This is a genomic window from Planotetraspora kaengkrachanensis (genome assembly GCF_016862895.1).
In the GTDB taxonomy this organism is placed as follows: Bacteria; Actinomycetota; Actinomycetes; order Streptosporangiales; family Streptosporangiaceae; genus Planotetraspora; species Planotetraspora kaengkrachanensis.
The window spans coordinates 103,009-120,895 of sequence record NZ_BONV01000041.1; the positions used below are offsets into that span (position 1 = coordinate 103,009).

20 protein-coding genes are annotated in these 17,887 nt (G+C 71.4%); 13 read left to right on the plus strand and 7 right to left on the minus strand.

Annotated elements, in window-relative coordinates:
• Nucleotides 1–19 precede the first annotated feature (19 nt).
• Both Pka01_RS33020 and Pka01_RS33025 read left to right on the plus strand, forming a co-directional pair.
• Entirely contained in the window at nucleotides 20–454 is a 435-nt protein-coding gene (locus tag Pka01_RS33020) for a hypothetical protein (RefSeq protein WP_203886873.1), read from the plus strand.
• Between the two features lie 180 nt (nucleotides 455–634).
• Nucleotides 635–1,240, plus strand: coding sequence for a DedA family protein (locus Pka01_RS33025; protein WP_203886874.1), 606 nt, complete (start codon nucleotides 635–637; stop codon nucleotides 1,238–1,240).
• Nucleotides 1,241–1,393: 153 nt separating this feature from the next.
• Here Pka01_RS33025 and Pka01_RS33030 read toward each other — a convergent pair whose 3' ends face one another.
• Complete coding sequence (locus Pka01_RS33030) at nucleotides 1,394–1,831, minus strand: GNAT family N-acetyltransferase (protein ID WP_203886875.1); 438 nt, start codon at nucleotides 1,829–1,831, stop codon at nucleotides 1,394–1,396.
• 169 nt (nucleotides 1,832–2,000) lie between these two features.
• Between Pka01_RS33030 and Pka01_RS33035 the strand changes: the two genes are divergently transcribed.
• Complete coding sequence (locus tag Pka01_RS33035; protein WP_203886876.1) at nucleotides 2,001–2,960, plus strand: tyrosine-type recombinase/integrase; 960 nt, start codon at nucleotides 2,001–2,003, stop codon at nucleotides 2,958–2,960.
• Nucleotides 2,961–3,098: 138 nt separating this feature from the next.
• Here the strand turns inward: Pka01_RS33035 and Pka01_RS33040 are convergent, their stop codons facing one another.
• Nucleotides 3,099–3,629, minus strand: a complete 531-nt coding sequence (locus tag Pka01_RS33040; RefSeq protein ID WP_203886877.1) for a GNAT family N-acetyltransferase — start codon at nucleotides 3,627–3,629, stop codon at nucleotides 3,099–3,101.
• A 461-nt stretch (nucleotides 3,630–4,090) separates the two neighbouring features.
• Here Pka01_RS33040 and Pka01_RS33045 point away from each other — a divergent pair, with 461 nt between their 5' ends.
• Complete coding sequence (locus tag Pka01_RS33045) at nucleotides 4,091–4,741, plus strand: lysophospholipid acyltransferase family protein (RefSeq protein ID WP_373318208.1); 651 nt, start codon at nucleotides 4,091–4,093, stop codon at nucleotides 4,739–4,741.
• 107 nt (nucleotides 4,742–4,848) lie between these two features.
• Nucleotides 4,849–6,468, plus strand: coding sequence for a penicillin-binding transpeptidase domain-containing protein (locus Pka01_RS33050; RefSeq protein WP_203886878.1), 1,620 nt, complete (start codon nucleotides 4,849–4,851; stop codon nucleotides 6,466–6,468).
• A gap of 57 nt (nucleotides 6,469–6,525) precedes the next feature.
• Here Pka01_RS33050 and Pka01_RS33055 read toward each other — a convergent pair whose 3' ends face one another.
• Both Pka01_RS33055 and Pka01_RS33060 read right to left on the minus strand, forming a co-directional pair.
• Nucleotides 6,526–7,386, minus strand: a complete 861-nt coding sequence (locus Pka01_RS33055) for a helix-turn-helix transcriptional regulator (protein ID WP_203886879.1) — start codon at nucleotides 7,384–7,386, stop codon at nucleotides 6,526–6,528.
• Between the two features lie 108 nt (nucleotides 7,387–7,494).
• Nucleotides 7,495–7,761: a DUF3040 domain-containing protein gene (locus Pka01_RS33060; RefSeq protein WP_203886880.1), complete on the minus strand. Its 267-nt coding sequence runs from the start codon at nucleotides 7,759–7,761 to the stop codon at nucleotides 7,495–7,497.
• A gap of 137 nt (nucleotides 7,762–7,898) precedes the next feature.
• Between Pka01_RS33060 and Pka01_RS33065 the strand changes: the two genes are divergently transcribed.
• The 3 genes from Pka01_RS33065 to Pka01_RS33075 all read left to right on the plus strand — a co-directional run bounded on the left by Pka01_RS33065 (nucleotide 7,899) and on the right by Pka01_RS33075 (nucleotide 11,133).
• Nucleotides 7,899–8,939 (plus strand): Rv2578c family radical SAM protein, encoded by a 1,041-nt coding sequence (locus tag Pka01_RS33065; RefSeq protein WP_203886881.1) that lies wholly within the window; start codon nucleotides 7,899–7,901, stop codon nucleotides 8,937–8,939.
• Nucleotides 8,940–8,989: 50 nt separating this feature from the next.
• Nucleotides 8,990–9,775 (plus strand): class I SAM-dependent methyltransferase, encoded by a 786-nt coding sequence (locus Pka01_RS33070; protein ID WP_203886882.1) that lies wholly within the window; start codon nucleotides 8,990–8,992, stop codon nucleotides 9,773–9,775.
• Between the two features lie 125 nt (nucleotides 9,776–9,900).
• A complete protein-coding gene (locus Pka01_RS33075; protein WP_239115732.1) occupies nucleotides 9,901–11,133 on the plus strand; it encodes a glycosyltransferase family 4 protein in 1,233 nt (410 codons plus the stop codon).
• Here Pka01_RS33075 and Pka01_RS33080 read toward each other — a convergent pair.
• Complete coding sequence (locus Pka01_RS33080; RefSeq protein ID WP_203886883.1) at nucleotides 11,113–12,090, minus strand: helix-turn-helix transcriptional regulator; 978 nt, start codon at nucleotides 12,088–12,090, stop codon at nucleotides 11,113–11,115. The genes Pka01_RS33075 and Pka01_RS33080 overlap by 21 nt on opposite strands.
• A 42-nt stretch (nucleotides 12,091–12,132) precedes the next feature.
• Between Pka01_RS33080 and Pka01_RS33085 the strand changes: the two genes are divergently transcribed.
• A complete protein-coding gene (locus Pka01_RS33085) occupies nucleotides 12,133–12,858 on the plus strand; it encodes an alpha/beta fold hydrolase (RefSeq protein ID WP_203886884.1) in 726 nt (241 codons plus the stop codon).
• A 30-nt stretch (nucleotides 12,859–12,888) separates the two neighbouring features.
• Here Pka01_RS33085 and Pka01_RS33090 read toward each other — a convergent pair whose 3' ends face one another.
• On the minus strand, nucleotides 12,889–13,803 hold the full coding sequence (locus Pka01_RS33090; protein ID WP_203886885.1) for a S1C family serine protease: 915 nt from the start codon (nucleotides 13,801–13,803) through the stop codon (nucleotides 12,889–12,891).
• Between the two features lie 140 nt (nucleotides 13,804–13,943).
• Between Pka01_RS33090 and Pka01_RS33095 the strand changes: the two genes are divergently transcribed.
• From Pka01_RS33095 to Pka01_RS33110, 4 genes are read left to right on the plus strand one after another with little or no spacing between them, the layout of a single operon-like run.
• The gene (locus Pka01_RS33095; RefSeq protein WP_203886886.1) at nucleotides 13,944–14,831 is read left to right on the plus strand and encodes an ABC transporter ATP-binding protein; all 888 of its coding nucleotides are present in this window, start codon (nucleotides 13,944–13,946) and stop codon (nucleotides 14,829–14,831) included.
• Nucleotides 14,831–15,556 carry an ABC transporter permease gene (locus Pka01_RS33100; protein ID WP_203886887.1) on the plus strand — a complete coding sequence of 242 codons (726 nt, stop codon included), beginning with the start codon at nucleotides 14,831–14,833 and terminating at the stop codon, nucleotides 15,554–15,556. The genes Pka01_RS33095 and Pka01_RS33100 overlap by 1 nt, the downstream gene beginning before the upstream one ends.
• 22 nt (nucleotides 15,557–15,578) lie before the next feature.
• On the plus strand, nucleotides 15,579–16,712 hold the full coding sequence (locus Pka01_RS33105; protein ID WP_203886888.1) for a sensor histidine kinase: 1,134 nt from the start codon (nucleotides 15,579–15,581) through the stop codon (nucleotides 16,710–16,712).
• On the plus strand, nucleotides 16,709–17,314 hold the full coding sequence (locus Pka01_RS33110) for a response regulator transcription factor (RefSeq protein WP_203886889.1): 606 nt from the start codon (nucleotides 16,709–16,711) through the stop codon (nucleotides 17,312–17,314). The genes Pka01_RS33105 and Pka01_RS33110 overlap by 4 nt, the downstream gene beginning before the upstream one ends.
• A gap of 49 nt (nucleotides 17,315–17,363) precedes the next feature.
• Here Pka01_RS33110 and Pka01_RS33115 read toward each other — a convergent pair whose 3' ends face one another.
• Nucleotides 17,364–17,807 carry a VOC family protein gene (locus Pka01_RS33115; protein ID WP_203886890.1) on the minus strand — a complete coding sequence of 148 codons (444 nt, stop codon included), beginning with the start codon at nucleotides 17,805–17,807 and terminating at the stop codon, nucleotides 17,364–17,366.
• Nucleotides 17,808–17,887 lie beyond the last annotated feature (80 nt).

Genomic DNA, 17,887 nt, shown 5'->3' on the forward strand with positions numbered 1-17,887 from the left:
ATGGGAAAATTGAAGGGCCATGGCGACGGACATCGAGGTGATCCTCAACGACCGACCCGGTGAGCTGGCCCGACTGGGAGAGATCACCGGGGAGTCCGGCGTGAACGTGCTCGGCCTCGCCGCCGTCACCGGGGACGGGAAGGGCGTCGTGCACATCCTCGTCGACGACGACGTGGCGGCCCGGTGCCGCGAAACGCTCGAATCCGCCGGCATGGGCGTGGTCGAGGTGCGCCCGGTCATGGTCGTCGACGTCGAGCACCGGCCCGGCACGCTCGGCGAACTCGCCAGAGAGCTCGCCGACGCCGGCGTCAACATCGACCTGGCCTACACCACCTTCGGCGGCGTCCGGCTCGTGATCGCCACCGACGACCTGGACGCCGCGTCCTCCGCGCTCGACTGGCCGTCCGACCGCGCCACCCCCTATCCCCCCAGCATCTGGGACCAGCCCGAGTGACGTCCTGATCCTTTTCTGACGAGCGTTCGGCGGCCCCGTCCGGATCCGTCCGATCCGCGCACGGCAGCCGTCACACGACGGGAGTACCCCCGCCCTCCTCCTTCTGGCCGCCGGGTATCAGGGACGCGTCAGGGTCGCTCCCGATGCCCCTCCGCCCCCGCCTCGACGAGGCTTGATCTCGTGCTGGACGTCCTGAGAGACCAGAGCCTCCTCATCGTCTGCGCGGCACTGTTCGGTTTCCTCGTCCTGGACGGCATGCTGCTGATCGGCCTCGTGATCCCGGCCGACGCGCTCATCATCCTGGCGGGGACCGCGGCCGGCGGACCGGCCGAGGTCGCGGCGGTGATCGCCTCCGGTTCTGCCGGGTGCGTGACGGGCGCGTCCGTCGGCCACCTCCTCGGCCGCCGGTACGGCTCCCGCCTCGTGCACGGCCGATGGGGGTCGCGAATCGGCGACGAGCGCTGGCAACGGGCACGCCATGTTCTGGGGCGCAGCGGCCCCGCGCTCGCGCTCTCCTACTTCCTGCCGGTCATGGACTCGCTCATCCCGGTTCTGGCCGGAACGCTCGGCATGCCGTACCGGCGGTTCGTCGCCTGGGTCCTGGTGGGCGGGACCGCGTGGGTGGCCACGGACGCGATCGTTGGTCACGCCGCCGCGGAGATAGGCAACGTCTGGCTGACGGCCGCCGTCGCGGCCCTGCTGATCGGCGCGTCCGCCGCCGTCCGGATGGGCCGCTCGCGCCGTGCCGAGGAGGCCGAGGCCGCGGAGACCGTCGACGCCGCATGATCACGCACGACGACCTCCCAGGTCAGCGGGTGCCTCCCCGAAAGCGTGCATGATCACGGTGCGCGTCGCCGCTGGTGAGAACGCCTGTCGCCGAACCTGTGCATGATCACACCCAAATTGGGCGGGGGCATGATCACACCTAACTGAGGGGGGTCACTGGAGTCTCAGGGTGATGAACGGGTCGTCGTCGTCCGGCGGGAGGTGGCGCGACACCTCCACGAACCCGTGGGACAGCGCGAACCGCAGCCCGTCCACGTTCGAGGCCAGGACCACCGTCTCGATCGTCCGGGCCCCCGACGTCCGGGCGTGGGCCATCTCCCTCTCGTACAGCTCCCCGCCGTACCCGTTCCGCCGATGGGCGGGAAGCACGCGGACGATCACCGTGGACGTCGCGGAGCCGCCCACCGGAGGACGCACGGTCGTGCAGCCGACGAGCTCGTCGCCGAGATACGCGACCTCCAGATGGTTGCGCCCGGCCCGCTCACGGACCTCATCGGCCGACAGGGGATCCGACGGGATGATCACGTTGTGGACGTGGCGCCAGTCTTCGAGCGTGGCGTCGCCGACCTGTTCGATGCGAAGTCGAGGCATCGCGACACTCAACGGCAACGCCCGGGGACGCGTCAACCACTTAAACGGCCCGCCGACCGGCCCGGACGGCTGGTGATGATCGCTGCAGGTTCGGGTGTTCTGGCAGGTTGAGCGAATTTCCTCACCCCCAGCGCCTTTACAATGTAGATTTCTATTACGATCGGGCGTGATGGACACCCCCGCCATACCGGACCGGAGCCCGGCGCCCCGGCCGGCGCCCGATCCGTACCACGCCTACCTCGACGCGCTCCCGAGCCTCGAGTCCAAGCGGACCATGCGCGGGTGCCTCGACCGTCTCGCCCGCCTGATCACGGGAGATCCCGACGCGACGGGTGCCGGCCAGCCGTGGGAACGGCTGCGTTACGAGCACACCGTCCGCCTGCGCACCCTGATGCGTGAGCAGGGCTGGTCCCCCGCGCACGTCAACAAGCATCTGGTCGCTCTGCGCCGCGTGCTCAAGGAGGCCTGGCGCCTCGGCCTGATGAGCGGCGAGGACTACCAGCGGGCCGCCGACCTGCCCGCCTTCAAGCACACCCGGCTGCCCGCGGGCGCCCACGTGCCCGCCGAGGTTCTCGCGGCCTGCCTGGAGGCGTGCGACGACGACCACTCCCCAGCCGGCCGCCGGGACGGCGCCATGCTGGCGGTGCTGTACTCGACCGGATGCCGCCGGGCCGAACTCGCCGGTCTGCGGCTCGGCGACTTCGACCGGCCGGCCCGTTCCCTGCGCGTCCGCGGGAAGGGAGACAAGGAACGCCTCGTCTACCTCACCCCCGAGGCGGTGCAACGCCTGGACCTGTGGTTGTCGGAACGCGGCAGGCAGGCGGGGCCGCTGTTCTGCCCCATCAACAAGGCCGGGCGTCTGCGCCTGTCCCACATGACCGGCCAGGCGGTCGCCGACGTCGTCGCGCGCCGCCTCACCTCGGCCGGAGCCTCGAAGCGGACGCCGCACGACTTCCGCCGCACGTTCATCGGCGAACTGCTCGACGCCGGCGTCGACCTCGCGACCGCCCAGGCGCTCGTCGGGCACGCCTCCCCGGCCACGACCGCCCGGTATGACCGGCGCCCCGAGCGCCGCCGCAGGGAGGCCGTCGACCGCCTGCGGATCCCCGGAGCCCCGCCGGCGAGCTGACGGCCCCTCAGCCCGCTCTCGCCGGCCGCGTCGCCGGACGGGGACGGCCAGTGCCGCGGCGCGGCGTGCAGGGCGTCGACCGCAAGCAGATCGAGCGGACCCGGGTCAACCTGTTCGCGTTGGTGGACGCGTGAACGATCAGGCGGCAGTGCGCCCGATCCGGTAGAGGACGTGGCGCCGGAGGGGGCTGTCCTCGGCGAGCGCCGGGTGGTCGAAATCCTCCGCCGGATCGCGCGACATGCCGATCCGGCGCATCACGGCCTGAGACCTGAGATTCCCGACGGCAGTGAACGAGACGACCTCCGGCAGGCCCAACCGGCCGAACGCGTCGTCCAGCACGGCCGACGCGGCCTCCGTGGCGTAGCCGTACCCCCAGGCGTGCCTGGCCAGCCGCCAGCCGATCTCGACGCACGGCGTGAAGGCGGCCGTGAACCGCGGGACGCTAAGGCCGGTGAAGCCGAGGAAGGTCCCGTCGGCCTCGACGGCCCACAGCCCGAACCCGTGCTCCTCGAAGCCGGCCTCGATCCGCCGGGCCAGGGCGTCGCTCTCGTCCCTGGAGAGGGCGGCGGGGAAGTGCTCCATGACCACGGGGTCCGCGTTCAGGGCCGCGAACGGCTCCAGGTCGCCCTCCCGCCATCTCCGCAGCGACAACCGCTCGGTCTCGAGCATGTTTCCTCCCGCCTCACGACCTCTCCCGCCCCGCCGAGGTTAGCCCTTCGCGTGTCCGCTCAGAAAAAGATTGTTCCCGAATCGGTCTATAACGGACATTCCGCATCGCCGCCGGAATAGGGATCCCTGAGAGTCCGTTAAGCTCAGTGTCGGCCGATGTGGTTTGTGTCCCCCGGGCCGCAATTACCGCCTTCACGGAATACCGTTCGGCTGGAGCCGTGTTGTGCATCTCGCCGAGGAGGCGACCGCCACATCGGCCCTCGGCGTGAACGCCCCGCGAGGCATCTGCCTCGCGGGGCGTTCGTGTGTCCGGGGACGGCCGGGGCCGCCTGCTCCAACCGGGCGGCCGCCGATTTGGCGGAGCCCTACAAAATACGTGAACGGGAGTTGCCCGAGCCACACACTCCCGGGCGCATCGGCCCCGCCTAGGGTTGATCGCATCATCCGTCGGAGGAGAGCCCGTGCTTTACCGCAGCGCCAAGATGGTCACCGCTCCGCTGGTCCGCCTGCTGTGGTGGCCGAAGGTAGAAGGCCGGGAGCACGTCCCCGCGCACGGCCCGGCGATCCTGGCGTCCAACCATCTCTCGGTGCTGGACTCCTTCTTCCTGCCCGCGCTGCTGCGACGCCCGATGCGGTTCGTCGCCAAGAACGAGTACTTCACCGGCAACCGCCTCACCGCCACCTGGATGGGGGCCATGGGGACGATGCCGATCGACAGGGACAACGCGTCCGCCGCCCAGGCGATGCTCGACTCCGCGGTGGGGGTGCTCGAGGCGGGCGAGATGTTCGGCATCTATCCCGAGGGCACCCGCTCCCCCGACGGCCGCCTCTACCGGGGCAAGATCGGTGTGGCGTGGCTCACTCTCACGACGGCCGCCCCGGTGATCCCCGTGGCGATGCTGGGGACCGAGAAGGTGCTGCCGCCCGGCACCTCGATCCCGCGCCTGCGCCGGTTCGGCATCCGCCTGGGCGCCCCCATGACCTTCACCGGAGACGCCGCCAGCGCCCGCGACCGCCGGGCCGTGACCGACGAGGTGATGGCGGCCATCCAGAAGCTCTCCGGGCAGGAGTACGTGCCGAAGTACGGCACCAGCGTGAAGAACGCCGCCTGACTTGCGCGTCGGTAACGATTTGTCCACGCTAGGCTCTCCGTCGTCCCGCAATCTCTGCGAGCAGTCGTTCTGAAGTTGACGTGCGGGCTCAGGACATGGGGGTGCACATGCCACGAGGACGAATCGTCGCCATCACATCGGTCGCGGGCGTGCTCGTGGTGGCCGCGGCCGCCGGGGGCGCGTACTACGTGCTCCACACCCGCGGCACCCCTCAGGAGACGGCGCAGCGGTTCACCGCTGCGTGGACGCGCGGCGACCTCGCGGGCATGAAGACCGATCTCACGGCGGCCGACCCGGCGTTCGACTCCGTCTACTCCGAGCTCACCAAGAACCTCGGCGCGACCAAGGTGGCCGTGAGCGGCCTCAGCGTGAGCAAGCCGGTCAACGACCGAGCGACGGCCACCTACACCGTCACCGCCACGCTCAAGAACATCGGCGACTGGTCCTACAAGGGCACGCTCGATCTCGCGGTCAAGGACCACTACTGGAAGGTGGACTGGTCGCCAAAGGCGGTCCACCCCGACCTCGACGGGTCCAACCACCTGGCGATCAAGACGTCGTGGCCGCAACGCGCGGTGATCCTGGCCGCGAACGGCGAGCGCATCGACACCGGGGACGTCGGCGGCTCGGTCCAGCAACTCGTGGGATACCTCGACAAGGCCACCGCGAAGGACGTCAAGAAGCTCGGCACCGCCTACCGCGTGGGGAACGCCATCGGCAGGGGCGGTCTCCAGGAGACCTTCCAGAAGCAGCTGGCCGGAACCCCCACCACCGAGATCCAGGTGACCGGCGCGGAGAAGAAGGTCCTCCACACGATCGAGGGCAAGGCCGGCAAGGACGTCGCCACGAGCATCGACCTGCGCGTGCAGAACGCCGCGGCCGACGCCGTACGGGACAACGACAAGCCCACCTCGCTCGTGGCCATCCGCCCGTCGACCGGTGAGATCGTGGCCGTCGCCAACAGCGTGGGCGGCTTCAACCGGGCCCTCGGCGGCACCTATCCGCCCGGCTCCACGTTCAAGACGATCACCGCGGCGGGACTGCTCGCGGCAGGGCTGACGCCCTCGTCCAAGGTCACCTGCCCGGAGAAGTCGAAGATCGGCGGACTGGACATCCGCAACTCCGACCACGAGGCGTTCGGCTCGTTGTCGTTCCTCGACTCCTACGCCCACTCGTGCAACACGACCTTCGCCCCGCTGGCCGCCGAGAAGCTGGGAGCGCAGAAGCTCTACGACATCGCCACCCAGCTCGGGTTCAACCAGGCGTTCAACATCGGCGTGCCGGCGACGAAGGGCAGCATGCCCAAGGCCACCAGCGACGCCGAGCTGGCCTCCGAGGCCTTCGGGCAGGCCAGGATCACCTCCAGCCCGCTGGTGATGGCCACGGTGGCCGCGGCCGCGGCCGACGGCAGCTGGCGGCCGCCCACGCTGGTTCCCGCGCTCAAGCAGAAGCTGCGCCCCAAGCCGCTGCCCGACGGGGTGGCCGCCCCGCTCCAGCAGATGATGCGGGCCGTGGTCACCAAGGGCACCGCGCACGCGGCCGGGCTGCCGTCGGGCACCGCGGGCAAGACCGGGACGGCCGAGTTCGGCCCGGCGGGCAAGATCCAGACGCACGCCTGGTTCATCGGCTTCCGGGGTGACATCGCCTTCGCCGTGGTCGTCGAGGCCGGCGGCATGGGCGGGGACGTGGCGGCGCCCATCGCCGCCGACTTCCTCAAGTCTCTGTGAGCGGCGGGAACCGGCGGACGCCCTCGCCCGCTGAGCCGGGCGAGGCCGGGCGGTGCGTCAGCTCTCCGAGTTCGCCTGTCTGAACCACTCGATCTGCCTGGCCCCTCCGGCGAGACCGGACAGCAGGGCCAGCCCCTGCTCGGAGACGCTGCCGGGCTCGGCGTGGTAGACGACCAGGACCTGGCCGTCGGTGCCGACGACGGCCAGCTTCTCGTAACGCAGCTCGAGCGGCCCGACCTGGGGGTGGTCGAGGTGGAAGACGCCGCTGCTCTTCTGCTTGACGTCCTGACGGGCCCACAGCCGGCGAAACCGCTCGCTGCACACCGACAGCTCGCCGACCAGTTCGGCCACGCGCGGGTCGTGCGTCTCGTCGCCCGCGAGCGCGCGCAGCCCCGCCACGGTGCTCGCGGTGATCTTCTCCCAGTCGCGGTAGAGGTCGCGCACCGCGGGGTCGAGGAACGCGGCCCGCAGCTGGTTCACCCCCCGGGCGTAGATCGGGGACAGCGCCGACGCCAGGGGATTGGCGAGCAGGACGTCCAGATGACGGCTCTGGACGTAGGCGGGGGTGTCGGCCCACGACATGACGAGTTGCTGGATGCCCGCCGGCACCCTCTCGGGCTTGCGGGGCGCCCGCCGGCGCACCGCGGGCCGCGCGAGCCGGTAGAGGTGGGCGGTGGCGTCCTCGTCGAGCCGCAGAGCCTGGGCCAGCGCCTCGAGCACCTGCTCGGACGGATGCTGGTCGCGGCCCTGTTCCAGCCGCACGCAGTAGTCGATGCTGATGCCCGCCAGCATGGCGAGCTCCTCACGGCGCAGGCCGGGCACCCGGCGGCGTCCCATGGCAGGCAGCCCGACGTCCTGCGGGCGCACCAGCTCTCGCCGCGCCCGCAGGAATTCGCCCAGCGAGTTGCCTCCGTCCATGCCTCCACGTTATGTGCGCGGAGGCGAATGATCCTGTCCCTGCTACTCCCAGGAACGCCGGATCCCCGCCCATGAGGGCGAGGCTCCCGGCGTGCGAAGCGCCGCCGCTCACATGGGGAACGCGGCCGCGTCGTTGTGCAACGCCATGATCAATAACGTTGTGATCAAGGTCGCGATCAGGAGCCAGCTCACGATGATGATCACCGTCGACCGCTGCGGCCGCCGCGCCCGGGTGGGTTTGCCCTGCCGTCCCTGCGCGCGCCGCTCCACGCGTTCGTTGAACGACTCGAGCCGGGCCGCGAGGCGGGGGTCCTCGTCGGTGAGATGCTGCTCGATGATCGCCAGCATCCGCGCGTCGTCCTGCGACCAGGCCATGGCGCACCTCCCATGAACGCAAGGTGTGTGCGGACGTTCTGCCCAACGATGAAGATCGTTAGCCGCTTTCCAGGGGCCGTATTTACCCATCCGTTGGGAAGTTGCGATCACGCTCGAACTTTTGTTCCAATCAAGGAATGCGCTGGGACAATCTGCGTCTGACCGATCACGATACGGACACGGCGGCCACCCCGCTGTTCGCGCGGAACGCCGTCGCGAGGACATTCGACACGCCCGATTTCCGGGGCATCACGTTCTACGAGGTCCGCGCCCGGTCGATCATCAACCGCGTCCCGGGGGCGAGCCGGGTGCCCTTCGAGTGGACGATCAACCCCTACCGCGGCTGCAGCCACGCGTGCACCTACTGCTTCGCCAGGAAGACGCACGAGTATCTGGACCTCGGATCGGGCGAGGACTTCGACTCGAAGATCATCGTCAAGATCAACGCGCCCGAGCTGGTCCGCAGGGAGCTCGCCGCCCCGAAGTGGGCAGGCCACCACGTCGCGATGGGCACCAACGTCGACTGCTACCAGCGGGCCGAGGGCCGATACCGGCTGATGCCGGGCATCCTGGCGGCCCTCAGGGACGCCGCCAACCCGTTCTCGATCCTCACCAAGGGGTCCCTCATCCTGCGCGACCTCGACCTCCTCGTCGAGGCCGCCGAGGTGACCGACGTCGGCACGGCCGTCTCTGTCGGCTTCGTGGACGACGCCCTGTGGCGGGCGGTCGAGCCGGGCACACCCCATCCGCGCAAGCGGCTGGATGTCTGCGCCACCCTCAACGACCACGGCATCCGATGCGGCGTCCTGATGGCCCCGATCCTCCCCTACCTCACCGACTCGCCCGCGATGCTCGCCGAGACCGTCCGGCGAATCGCGGACAGCGGTGCCACGCACGTCGCGCCCATCACCCTCCACCTGCGCCCCGGCGCGCGCGAGTGGTTCATGGCCTGGCTGTCCCGCGAGCACCCCCGCCTCGTCCCGCGCTATCTGGAGATGTACGGCAGGGGCGCATACGCCCCCAAGGCGTACCAGGAGCGCATCCGCCGGGAGGTGGAGGAACTCGCCCGGCAGTTCGGCATCGGCCGGACGAACGCCCGCGAAGCCCGGCGGATCACCCCGCGAACGCGGCCCACCGGGCCGGCGGCGCCCCCACCCGAGCAACTCACGCTCATCTGAGACGCCGGACAGCCATGCACGGACCGCCCGGGCCGCTACGATCCCCGGCCGTGGAAGAGTTCACCGCGCCCGGCGACACGGGCAGGTCAGACGAGTTCGGCCGGATCGTCCGCGCCCATACGGCCCTCGGCCCCGTGCCGTACGTGCCGGAGATCATGCTCCACCTGGCCCGCCCGGCCGACGCGGCACCGGAGGGGCCCGCGGCCACCGCCGTTTCCTCCCCGTCGCACGAACCCGCCCCAGGGGCCGGCTTCGGGGCCGGCCTGGGGGCCGCCGAACCCGCCGGTCCCCGGGCGGAGGACGGCGAGGACGACCGGCTCTACGAGATGTGGGAGCGGCTCGGGCGGCTGCCGTTCTGGGCCTACGCCTGGGCGGGAGGTCAGGCGCTCGCCCGTCACGTCCTCGACCATCCGGAGCTCGTGCGCGGCCGCACGGTGCTCGACCTGGCCGGCGGCTCCGGCCTGGTCGCCGTCGCCGCCGCCCTGGCGGGCGCGGCCCGGGTGACCTCCAACGACGTCGACCCGCACGCCGTGGCCGCGACCGCGCTCAACGCGCGCGCCAACGGCGTGACGGTTACGGTCCAGGGAGGCGACCTCCTCGATTCGATGCCCGCGGAGGAGGTGATCCTCGCCGGAGACGTCTTCTACGAACGCCCCCTCGCCCGCCGGGTCATGCCCTTCCTGGAGCGGGCGGAGGGCGAGGTGCTCGTCGGGCATCCCGAGCGTGCGTGCTCCTACCTGCCACGAGATCGCTTCCAGCCGGCCGGGCGGCACCTCGTGCCGGCGCCGCTGGAGAACGCGCCCGTCACGGCCGCCACGATCTGGCGCCTGATGTGACGCACATCACACCAACGCGAGCTCCCGTGATCGCGTCTCAGAAGGGGGACTTGAACACGAGATAAACGGGACATGACTTGTCGAAAACCTTCCGCGGCCGAGTCGCGAAGAAAGCAACACGGGCAGTGGTCAATCCGCTGCTCAACGTGCTCCGCCGGGCACTGCTCGGGGCGCTGAGAGCCCGCGACTGGCAACGGGCCCGCTCGGCGCCGCCGCCGAGCGACCGGCAGATCCGGATCCTGCTCCTGCACGCCAACGGCATGGGCGGCACCATCCGGACGGTCTTCAACCTGGCCGGCCACCTCGCACGCACCCACGACGTCGAGGTCGTCAGCGTGGTCAGGAACCGGGAGAACCCCTTCTTCCCCGTCCCGCCCGGGGTCCGCATCCGTTACCTCGACGACCGGGTGGCCGGGCGCAAGGGCTTCCTGTCGCGGCTCCCCGCTCTCCTCGTCCCGAGGGACGAGGCGGCCTACAAGTGGTTCACGCTCGAGACCGAGATCAAGCTGATCCGGTACATCCGATCCCGCCGCGAGGGCGTCCTCATCAGCACCCGGCCCGCCCTGAACCTCCTCACCGCGCTGTTCGCGCCGCCCGAGGTCGTCACCGTCGGGCAGGAGCACCTCAACCTCGCCTCCCACCAGCGGCCGGTGCGCCGGCAGATCGTCCGCCGCTACGGCAGGCTCGACGCCCTCGTGACGCTGACGGAGACCGACCTCGCGGCCTACGACGCCGCACTGCTCGCCCGGCCGCGGGTGCTCACCCGGATGCCCAACGCGGTGACGCGCCTGAACGGCGGCATCTCCCCGCTGACCGGCAAGACGGCGATCACCGTCGGCCGCCTCACCCATGCCAAGGGCCACGACCTGCTGATCCGGGCCTGGGTCCACGTCGCGGCGCGCCACCCCGACTGGACCATGCGCATCTTCGGCAGCGGCCGCAAACGCGACAAACTGCGGGCGGCCATCGACGAGCACGGGCTGGCCGGGAAGGTGGTCCTCGAGGGCGCGGCCACGGACGTCGGCGCGGAGATGGCCAAGGCGTCCATGTTCGTGCTGAGCTCCCGGCTCGAGGGCCTGCCGATGGTCCTCCTCGAGGCCATGAGCAAGGGCCTGCCGATCGTGAGCTTCGACTGCCCCACCGGCCCCGCCGAGCTGATCACGAACGGTCACGACGGGCTCGTGGTCGACATGGGCGACGTCGAGGCCCTCGCCGACGCAATCTGCACGGTCATCGAGGACCAGAGCCTGCGTCACACGCTCGCCTCGCACGCCGTGAAGACCGCGGCGGGCTACGACATGGAGATCATCGGAAAGAGGTGGGAGGACCTCATCGCGTCACTCGTCCAGCCGAGATGACCCGGCCTCCGGCGCCTCCGCGGATGTGAGGAGGCGCCGGGCCAGCGCCCGCACCTCCTCCCTGAGTTCGTCCGGCCGGACGACGGTGAACGCCCAGCCGAGCCCGGCCAGCATCTGGGCCATGCCGTCCAGCCGCTCGGCCCGGGCGGTCATCCGCGTGCCGCGCCCGTCCGGGGAAAGCCCGGCCATGGACGCGGGAATCCGCCGCCGGGCCTCCTCGGGGGTCGTGTCCAGCACGACCTCGACCTCGTGCCGGTACGGCACGCCCGCCAGGGACTCCAGAACGTGGCCGACCGGGTCGAACCGTCCCGGCGGCGAGAACACCGCCTCGGTGACATCGACGCTCGCGACGCGGTCCACACGGAAGGTCCGCACCTCCCCGCTGCGATGGTCGTGGCCGGTCAGGTACCACCTGCCGGAATGGAAGACCAGGCCGTAGGGGTCGAGTTCCCGCTCGCTGTCGGCCCCGGCGAAGGAGCGGTAGGCCAGCCGCACCCGCCGCCGGCGGCGGACCGAGTCCGCGAGCGTGAGCAGCGCCGCGGCGCTCGGCCGCTGGTTCTCCGTGGCCCGCGCCGTGAGTTCGACGATCTCCTCCAGCGCGCCCACCCGCTCGCGCAGGTCCTTCGGCAGGACCCGCTGGATCTTGGCGAGGGCGCTCTCGGCCGCCGCCTTCCCCACCGCCGGGCCGGTGCGCCGTCCCGACAGCAGGCCGAGCACCACGGCCGTGGCCTCGTCGTCGGTCAGCATCAGCGGCGGCAGCTTGTAGCCCGGGGTCAGGCGGTAGCCGCCGTAGCGGCCGCGGCCGGCCTCGACGGGCACGCCCAGGTCGCACAGCCGTACGGCGTAACGCCTGACCGTGCGCTCACCCACCTCGAGGCGGGCGGCGATCTCCGGGCCGGTGAGGCCGGGACGGGCCTGCAGGAGCTCCAGAAAGGCGAGCACACGATTCGTCGACATATCAGGACCGATTCTGACCGGATTCAGTCCTAGCGTCGACTCATGACGACATTCGTACTCGTTCCCGGTTTCTGGCTCGGCGCGTGGGCGTGGCAGGGCGTGACGACGGCACTGCGCTCGGCGGGGCACACCGTCTTCCCGCTCTCGCTCACCGGTCTCGCCGACCGCTCGCACCTCGCCTCGCCGGACCTGGACCTCGACACCCACATCGGCGACATCACCAATCTGCTGACCTTCGAAGATCTGCGCGACGTCGTCCTGGTCGGGCACAGCGGCAGCGGCGCCGCGGTCACGGGAGCGGCCGACCGGGCGGCGGACCGGATCGGCCGTGTGGTCTACGTCGACAGCGGGCCGGTGCCGTCCGGCACCGCGCAGATCGACCTCACCGGCCGGGAGGGCCTCGAAGCGACCGTGACCGACGGGTGGCGGTATCCGTTCCCCGCGTGGGAGGCACTCGCGGACTCAGGGGCGAGCATCGAAGGGCTGGGGCCACGCGAGCGGGAGCTCATGTCGGCGCGGGCCACCGACCAGCCGCTCGGCACGATCACGCAGCCGCTTTCCCTCACCGGCGCGTTCGACAAGCTCCCCAAGACGCTGATCAGCTGCTCCTTCTCCCCCGACCAGGTCAAAACGATGATCGACTCGGGGCACCCGTTCTTCGCGGCGCTGTCTGGACCGGAGTGGGAGTTGCTCTTCCTCCCGACGGGACACTGGCCGATGCTCTCCCGCCCCGCCGACCTGGCGGATCTTCTCGCCGGCGCCGGCTGATCCGCGGCGCCCGGCACGCCGCCGCCGGATTCAGAGCGTGGACAGGCCGAGCTCGACCGGCTCGGCGATGACGTCGACGAGGGCGTCGTTGCGCAGGACCGTGATCGGCAGGGGCCTCCCGATCGCCTCGGCGAACATCAGCCGCTGGAGGCCCTGGGCGTCCTCCACCGGCCTCCTGCCCGCGGTCAGGACCAGGTCCCCCGCGCGCAGGCCGGCCGTGGCGGCGGGCGATCCGGCCACGACCTCCATCACCCGCAACGCGCTGCGCTGCCCGAAGCGCTCGCGGACGCCGGGCGGGAGCGGCGCGGGGGTGGTCACCAGCCCCAGATAGGCACGCCGCACCCGGCCGTCGCTCATCAGCGCCGCGACGATCGACCGGGTGGTGGAGTTGATCGGCACCGCCAGCCCGAGGCCGGCGCCCGCCACCGCCGTGTTGATCCCGACGACGTGGCCCTCGGCGTCGGCCAGCGCTCCCCCGGAGTTCCCCGGATTGAGCGCGGCGTCCGTCTGGATGACGTCCTCGATCAGCCGTACGGCGGAGCCGCTCCTGGCCGGCAGCGAGCGCCCGAGCGCGGACACGACGCCCGCCGTCACCGACCCGGTGAGACCGAGCGGGTTGCCGACGGCGACGACCAGTTGCCCGACGACCAGTCCGTCGCTGTCACCCAGCACGACGGGCGCCGGCACCGATCCGCGCGCGCGGATCACCGCGAGGTCCGACAGGGGGTCGGAGCCCACGACGGTGAAGTCGGCCGAGACGCCGTCGGAGAACGCGACGGTGCCGGTTTTCGCACGGCCGACCACGTGGGCGTTGGTGAGCAGGAAGCCGTCCGCGGTGAAGACCACCGCGGACCCGCTCCCCCGGCCCGCCGTGACGGCCGCGACCTTCGGGGTCAGTTCGGCCGCGACCGAGGAGACGATCTGGGAGTACGCGTCGAGCGCCACAGGACCTCCCACCATGATTGCTTACTTGATTACACGATAAGCGTGCGACTGATCCGGCGATATTCCCAGTACTTTCGTCCTGCCGAAGCCCGGATCGTTGGATCTACTTGCGACGATCACCGATTTCTAACGTTGCCCTCATGGAAATCGACGCTGTGTCACTGACCGCGGTGACCAAGAGCTTCGGCGCCGTCCGCGCAGTCGACGGCCTCACGCTCGCCATCCCCCAGGGCCGGACCGTGGCCCTCCTCGGCCCGAACGGCGCCGGCAAGTCGACCACCATCGGCATGCTCCTCGGACTGGTCCCCCCGGATTCGGGCAAGGTGGCCCTGTTCGGCCTCGACCCCGCCCAGGCCGTACGGCAGAGCCTCGCGGGCGCGATGCCGCAGGAGGGCGGGCTCATCCCCCGCGTCACGGTCGGCGAGCTGCTGACCTTCGTCGCGGGCACCTACCGCGCCCCCCTGCCCCTCGGTCAGGTGCTCGCGCTGGCGCAGATGACCGGCATGGACAACCGCAGGGTGGACAGGCTCTCCGGCGGCCAGGCCCAGAGAGTGCGCTTCGCCATGGCTCTCGTCGGAGACCCCGGCCTGATCGTCCTGGACGAGCCGACCGCCGCCCTCGACGTGGAGGCCCGCCGCCAGTTCTGGAGCGGCATGCGCACACTGGCCGGCCGGGGCAAGACCATCCTGTTCTCCACCCACTACCTCGACGAGGCCGACGAACAGGCCGATCGCGTCGTCGTCATCGACCGGGGCCGCGTGGTCGCCGACGGCACCAGCGCGGAGATCAAGAAGGTCGTGGCCCTGACCACGGTGAGCCTGACGGCCTCCGGCGAGGTCTCCTGGCTCGGCGGCCTCCCGGGCGTGCGCCGCCTGGAGGTCAGGGGCGACCGCGTGCAGCTGCGCAGCGACGACCCCGACGCCACCGTCATGGCCCTCGCCCGGGCGGGAGCCGTACGCGACCTCGAAGTCACCCCCGCCGACCTCGAGGACGCCTTCGTGGCCCTCACCGCCAAGGAGACCGTGTGATGATCGGCTACATCAGGCTCGAACTGATCAGGACCGTCAGGGACGGCGGCTACGTCATCTTCGGCATCGCCTCTCCCGTCGTCATGTACCTGGTGCTGTCCAACCTCGCCCTGGCCCCCGGCGACCGGCGGTCGGGAGCCGTCGTCACGATGGTCAGCATGGCCGCGTACGGCGCGCTCGGCTGCGCGTTCAACAACGGCACCGGCATCGGCGAGGACCGGAGCGCGGGCTGGCTGCGCCAGTTGCGCCTCACCCCGCTGGCGCCCGTCCACGTGGTCGCCGGCAAGGTCGTCACCGGTGCGGTCGGAGTCGTGCCCAGCATCGCGGCCGTGCTCCTCACCGGCGTGCTCGTCAACCACGTCGCGCTGAGCGCCGGGCAGTGGCTGTCCATCGTGGGGCTGCTGTGGGCGGGGACGGTCCCGTTCGCACTGCTCGGGCTGGGCAACGGTTACGCCCTCACCGGGCAGACCGCCGCCATGGCCAACATCGCGGCCTTCCTCGGCCTGTCCATCGTCGGGGGCCTGTGGGTCCCCACGGCGGGGTTCCCCGGCTGGCTGCGGGCGATCGCCGAATGGACGCCGTCGAACAGCTACGCGGCACTGTCCTGGGACGTCGCCTCCGGAGCCGCCCCCGGGGCGCGTCCGATCGCGATCCTGTGCGGGTGGCTGGCCGTGTTCGGCCTCTACGCCCTGTACGCCTACCGCCGCGCGGGCCGGACCGCGTGACGCTATGGGACGATCGCTGCCGATGAAGCAGAACGAACCGGGCGAAGTGCGCTGGCTGAACCCGCTCGGCGAAGACGAGCAGGGGCCCGACGCCAAAGGCATGTACATCTGGGCCGCCCTCGCCGGCGGTCCCCTGTGGGACATCGCGCACGGCCACGCTCATCCGCTCTGGGCCGCCTGGGCGGTGACGGCGGCCTGCACCGCGCTCTACGTCGTCACCGTCCGCCTGTCCTTCGCGGGCTCGCGCCGGGCGGAACGGCTCTTCCTGCCGCTGCTCGGCGCGGTGGCGTTCGCCGCCACCGCGGTCTTCCACGGGAACTTCAGCCTCCTGCTCGTCATGACCGCGATCGCCTTGGGGGTGTCCGCCAGGGGGCGCAGGCCCCCCATCCTGCTGTCCGCCCTCGCCCTGGCCTCGCTCGGCGTGCAGATCGCCATCGGCTCCGGCGTCCGCGACACCGTGTTCCTGATGTGGGGGATCTTCACCGCCGGACTCATTCCGGCGATCATGATCCGGTTGTGGGACGCCATCAGGGAGCTGCAGCGGACCCGGGAGGAACTCGCCCGCGCCGCCGTCTCCGAGGAGCGGCTGCGCTTCTCCCGGGACCTGCACGACCTGCTCGGGCACACGTTGTCCGTCATGGTGGTGAAGGCGGAGGCCGTACGCCGCCTGGCGCCCAAGGACGCCGACGGCGCCGCCCGTCAGGCCGCGGACATCGAGCAGATCGGGCGGGAGGCCCTCACCGAGGTCCGCGCCGCCGTCACCGGATATCGCGGGCGAGGGCTGGCCGCCGAACTGGAGACGGCCCGCACGGTGCTCACCGACGCCGGCATCGGCGTCACGGTCCGCACCCCCGTCTTACGGCTCCCGCCGGAGACCGACGTCCTGCTCGGCTGGGCCGTACGCGAAGGGGTGACCAACGTCATCCGCCACAGCGGCGCCCGCTCCTGCGAGATCGACCTGCGCGAGCCGGGCGGGCTCGTGCTGGAGATCCGCGACGACGGCGCCTGCGCCCCCGGCCCCGCCCCGCGGGGCAACGGCCTGGTCGGCCTGGGCGAACGGGTGGCCGCGGCGGACGGGACCCTGGACGCCGGGCCGCGGCCCGGCGCGGGATTCCTGCTCCGCGTGACGCTGCCCGAGCGGGGAGAGAGCGCGTGATCAAGGTGCTGCTCGCGGAGGACCAGGGCATGATGCGCGGCGCCCTGGCGCTCCTGCTCGGCCTGGAGGACGACATCGAGGTCGTCGCCCAGGTGGCGTCGGGCGACGACGTCGTGACCACCGCCCTCGAGACGCTGCCCGACGTGGCGCTCCTGGACATCGAGATGCCCGGGCGCAGCGGGCTCGACGCGGCGGCCGACCTGCGCGAGCGCCTGCCGGCCTGCCGGGTCGTGATCCTCACCACGTTCGGCAGGCCCGGTTACCTGCGGCGCGCGATGGAGGCGGGCGCCTACGGCTTCCTCGTCAAGGACGGCCCCGTCGAGGAACTGGCCGGCGCGGTCCGCCGCGTGCTCGGAGGTGAAAGGGTCATCGACCCGGCGCTCGCCGCCGCGGCGCTCAGCACGGGGCCGAGCCCGCTGACCGAGCGTGAGCGTGACGTGCTCGCCGCCGCGGCGGACGGCTCGACCATCGCCGACATCGCGCGGCGCCTCCACCTGTCGGAGAGCACGGTACGCAACTACCTGTCCTCGGCGATCGGCAAGACCGGGACCCGCAACCGGATCGAGGCGGCCAGGACGGCCCGCCACAACGGCTGGCTCTGAGCTCCGGGCGGACCTCACGGCGAGGTTCACCCGGGGCGCGGGGCGAGGTTCACTGCACGTCGAACTCGTTGCCCTCGGGGTCGGCCATCGTCACGTGATGCGTCCCCGGCTCCTGGACCGTCCACAACACGGTCGCGCCGAGCCGCTTGAGCCGGTCGACCTCCTCGTCACGCCGGTCGGGTCCCGCGTGGAGGTCGATGTGCAGCCGGTTCTTGGCGACCTTCGGCTCCGGGACCGCCTGGAAGAGGATCCGCCTGCCGAGGCCCATGCCGCTGGCGGCATCGACCGGATCCCCGGGATGCCGGACGGCGCACAGCCCCTTCCAGGCCTTCCGGTCCGGCGTCAGGGCGGTGCCCTCGACGACGCCGAGACCGAGGAGCCGCTCGATCAGCACCCTGTTGTCCTCGACCTCGTAGCCGAGGGCCTCCGCCCAGAACGCCGCCTGCGCGTGGGGGTCGGCGCAGTCGACGACGAGCTTCCAGTCAAGAGTCATGCGATCAGTTCTAGCCGTCGCCCGCGCATGACGCCGCAGACTTTCCGCCCGGCGCTAGGTCCTGTCTGACACTCCCTAGG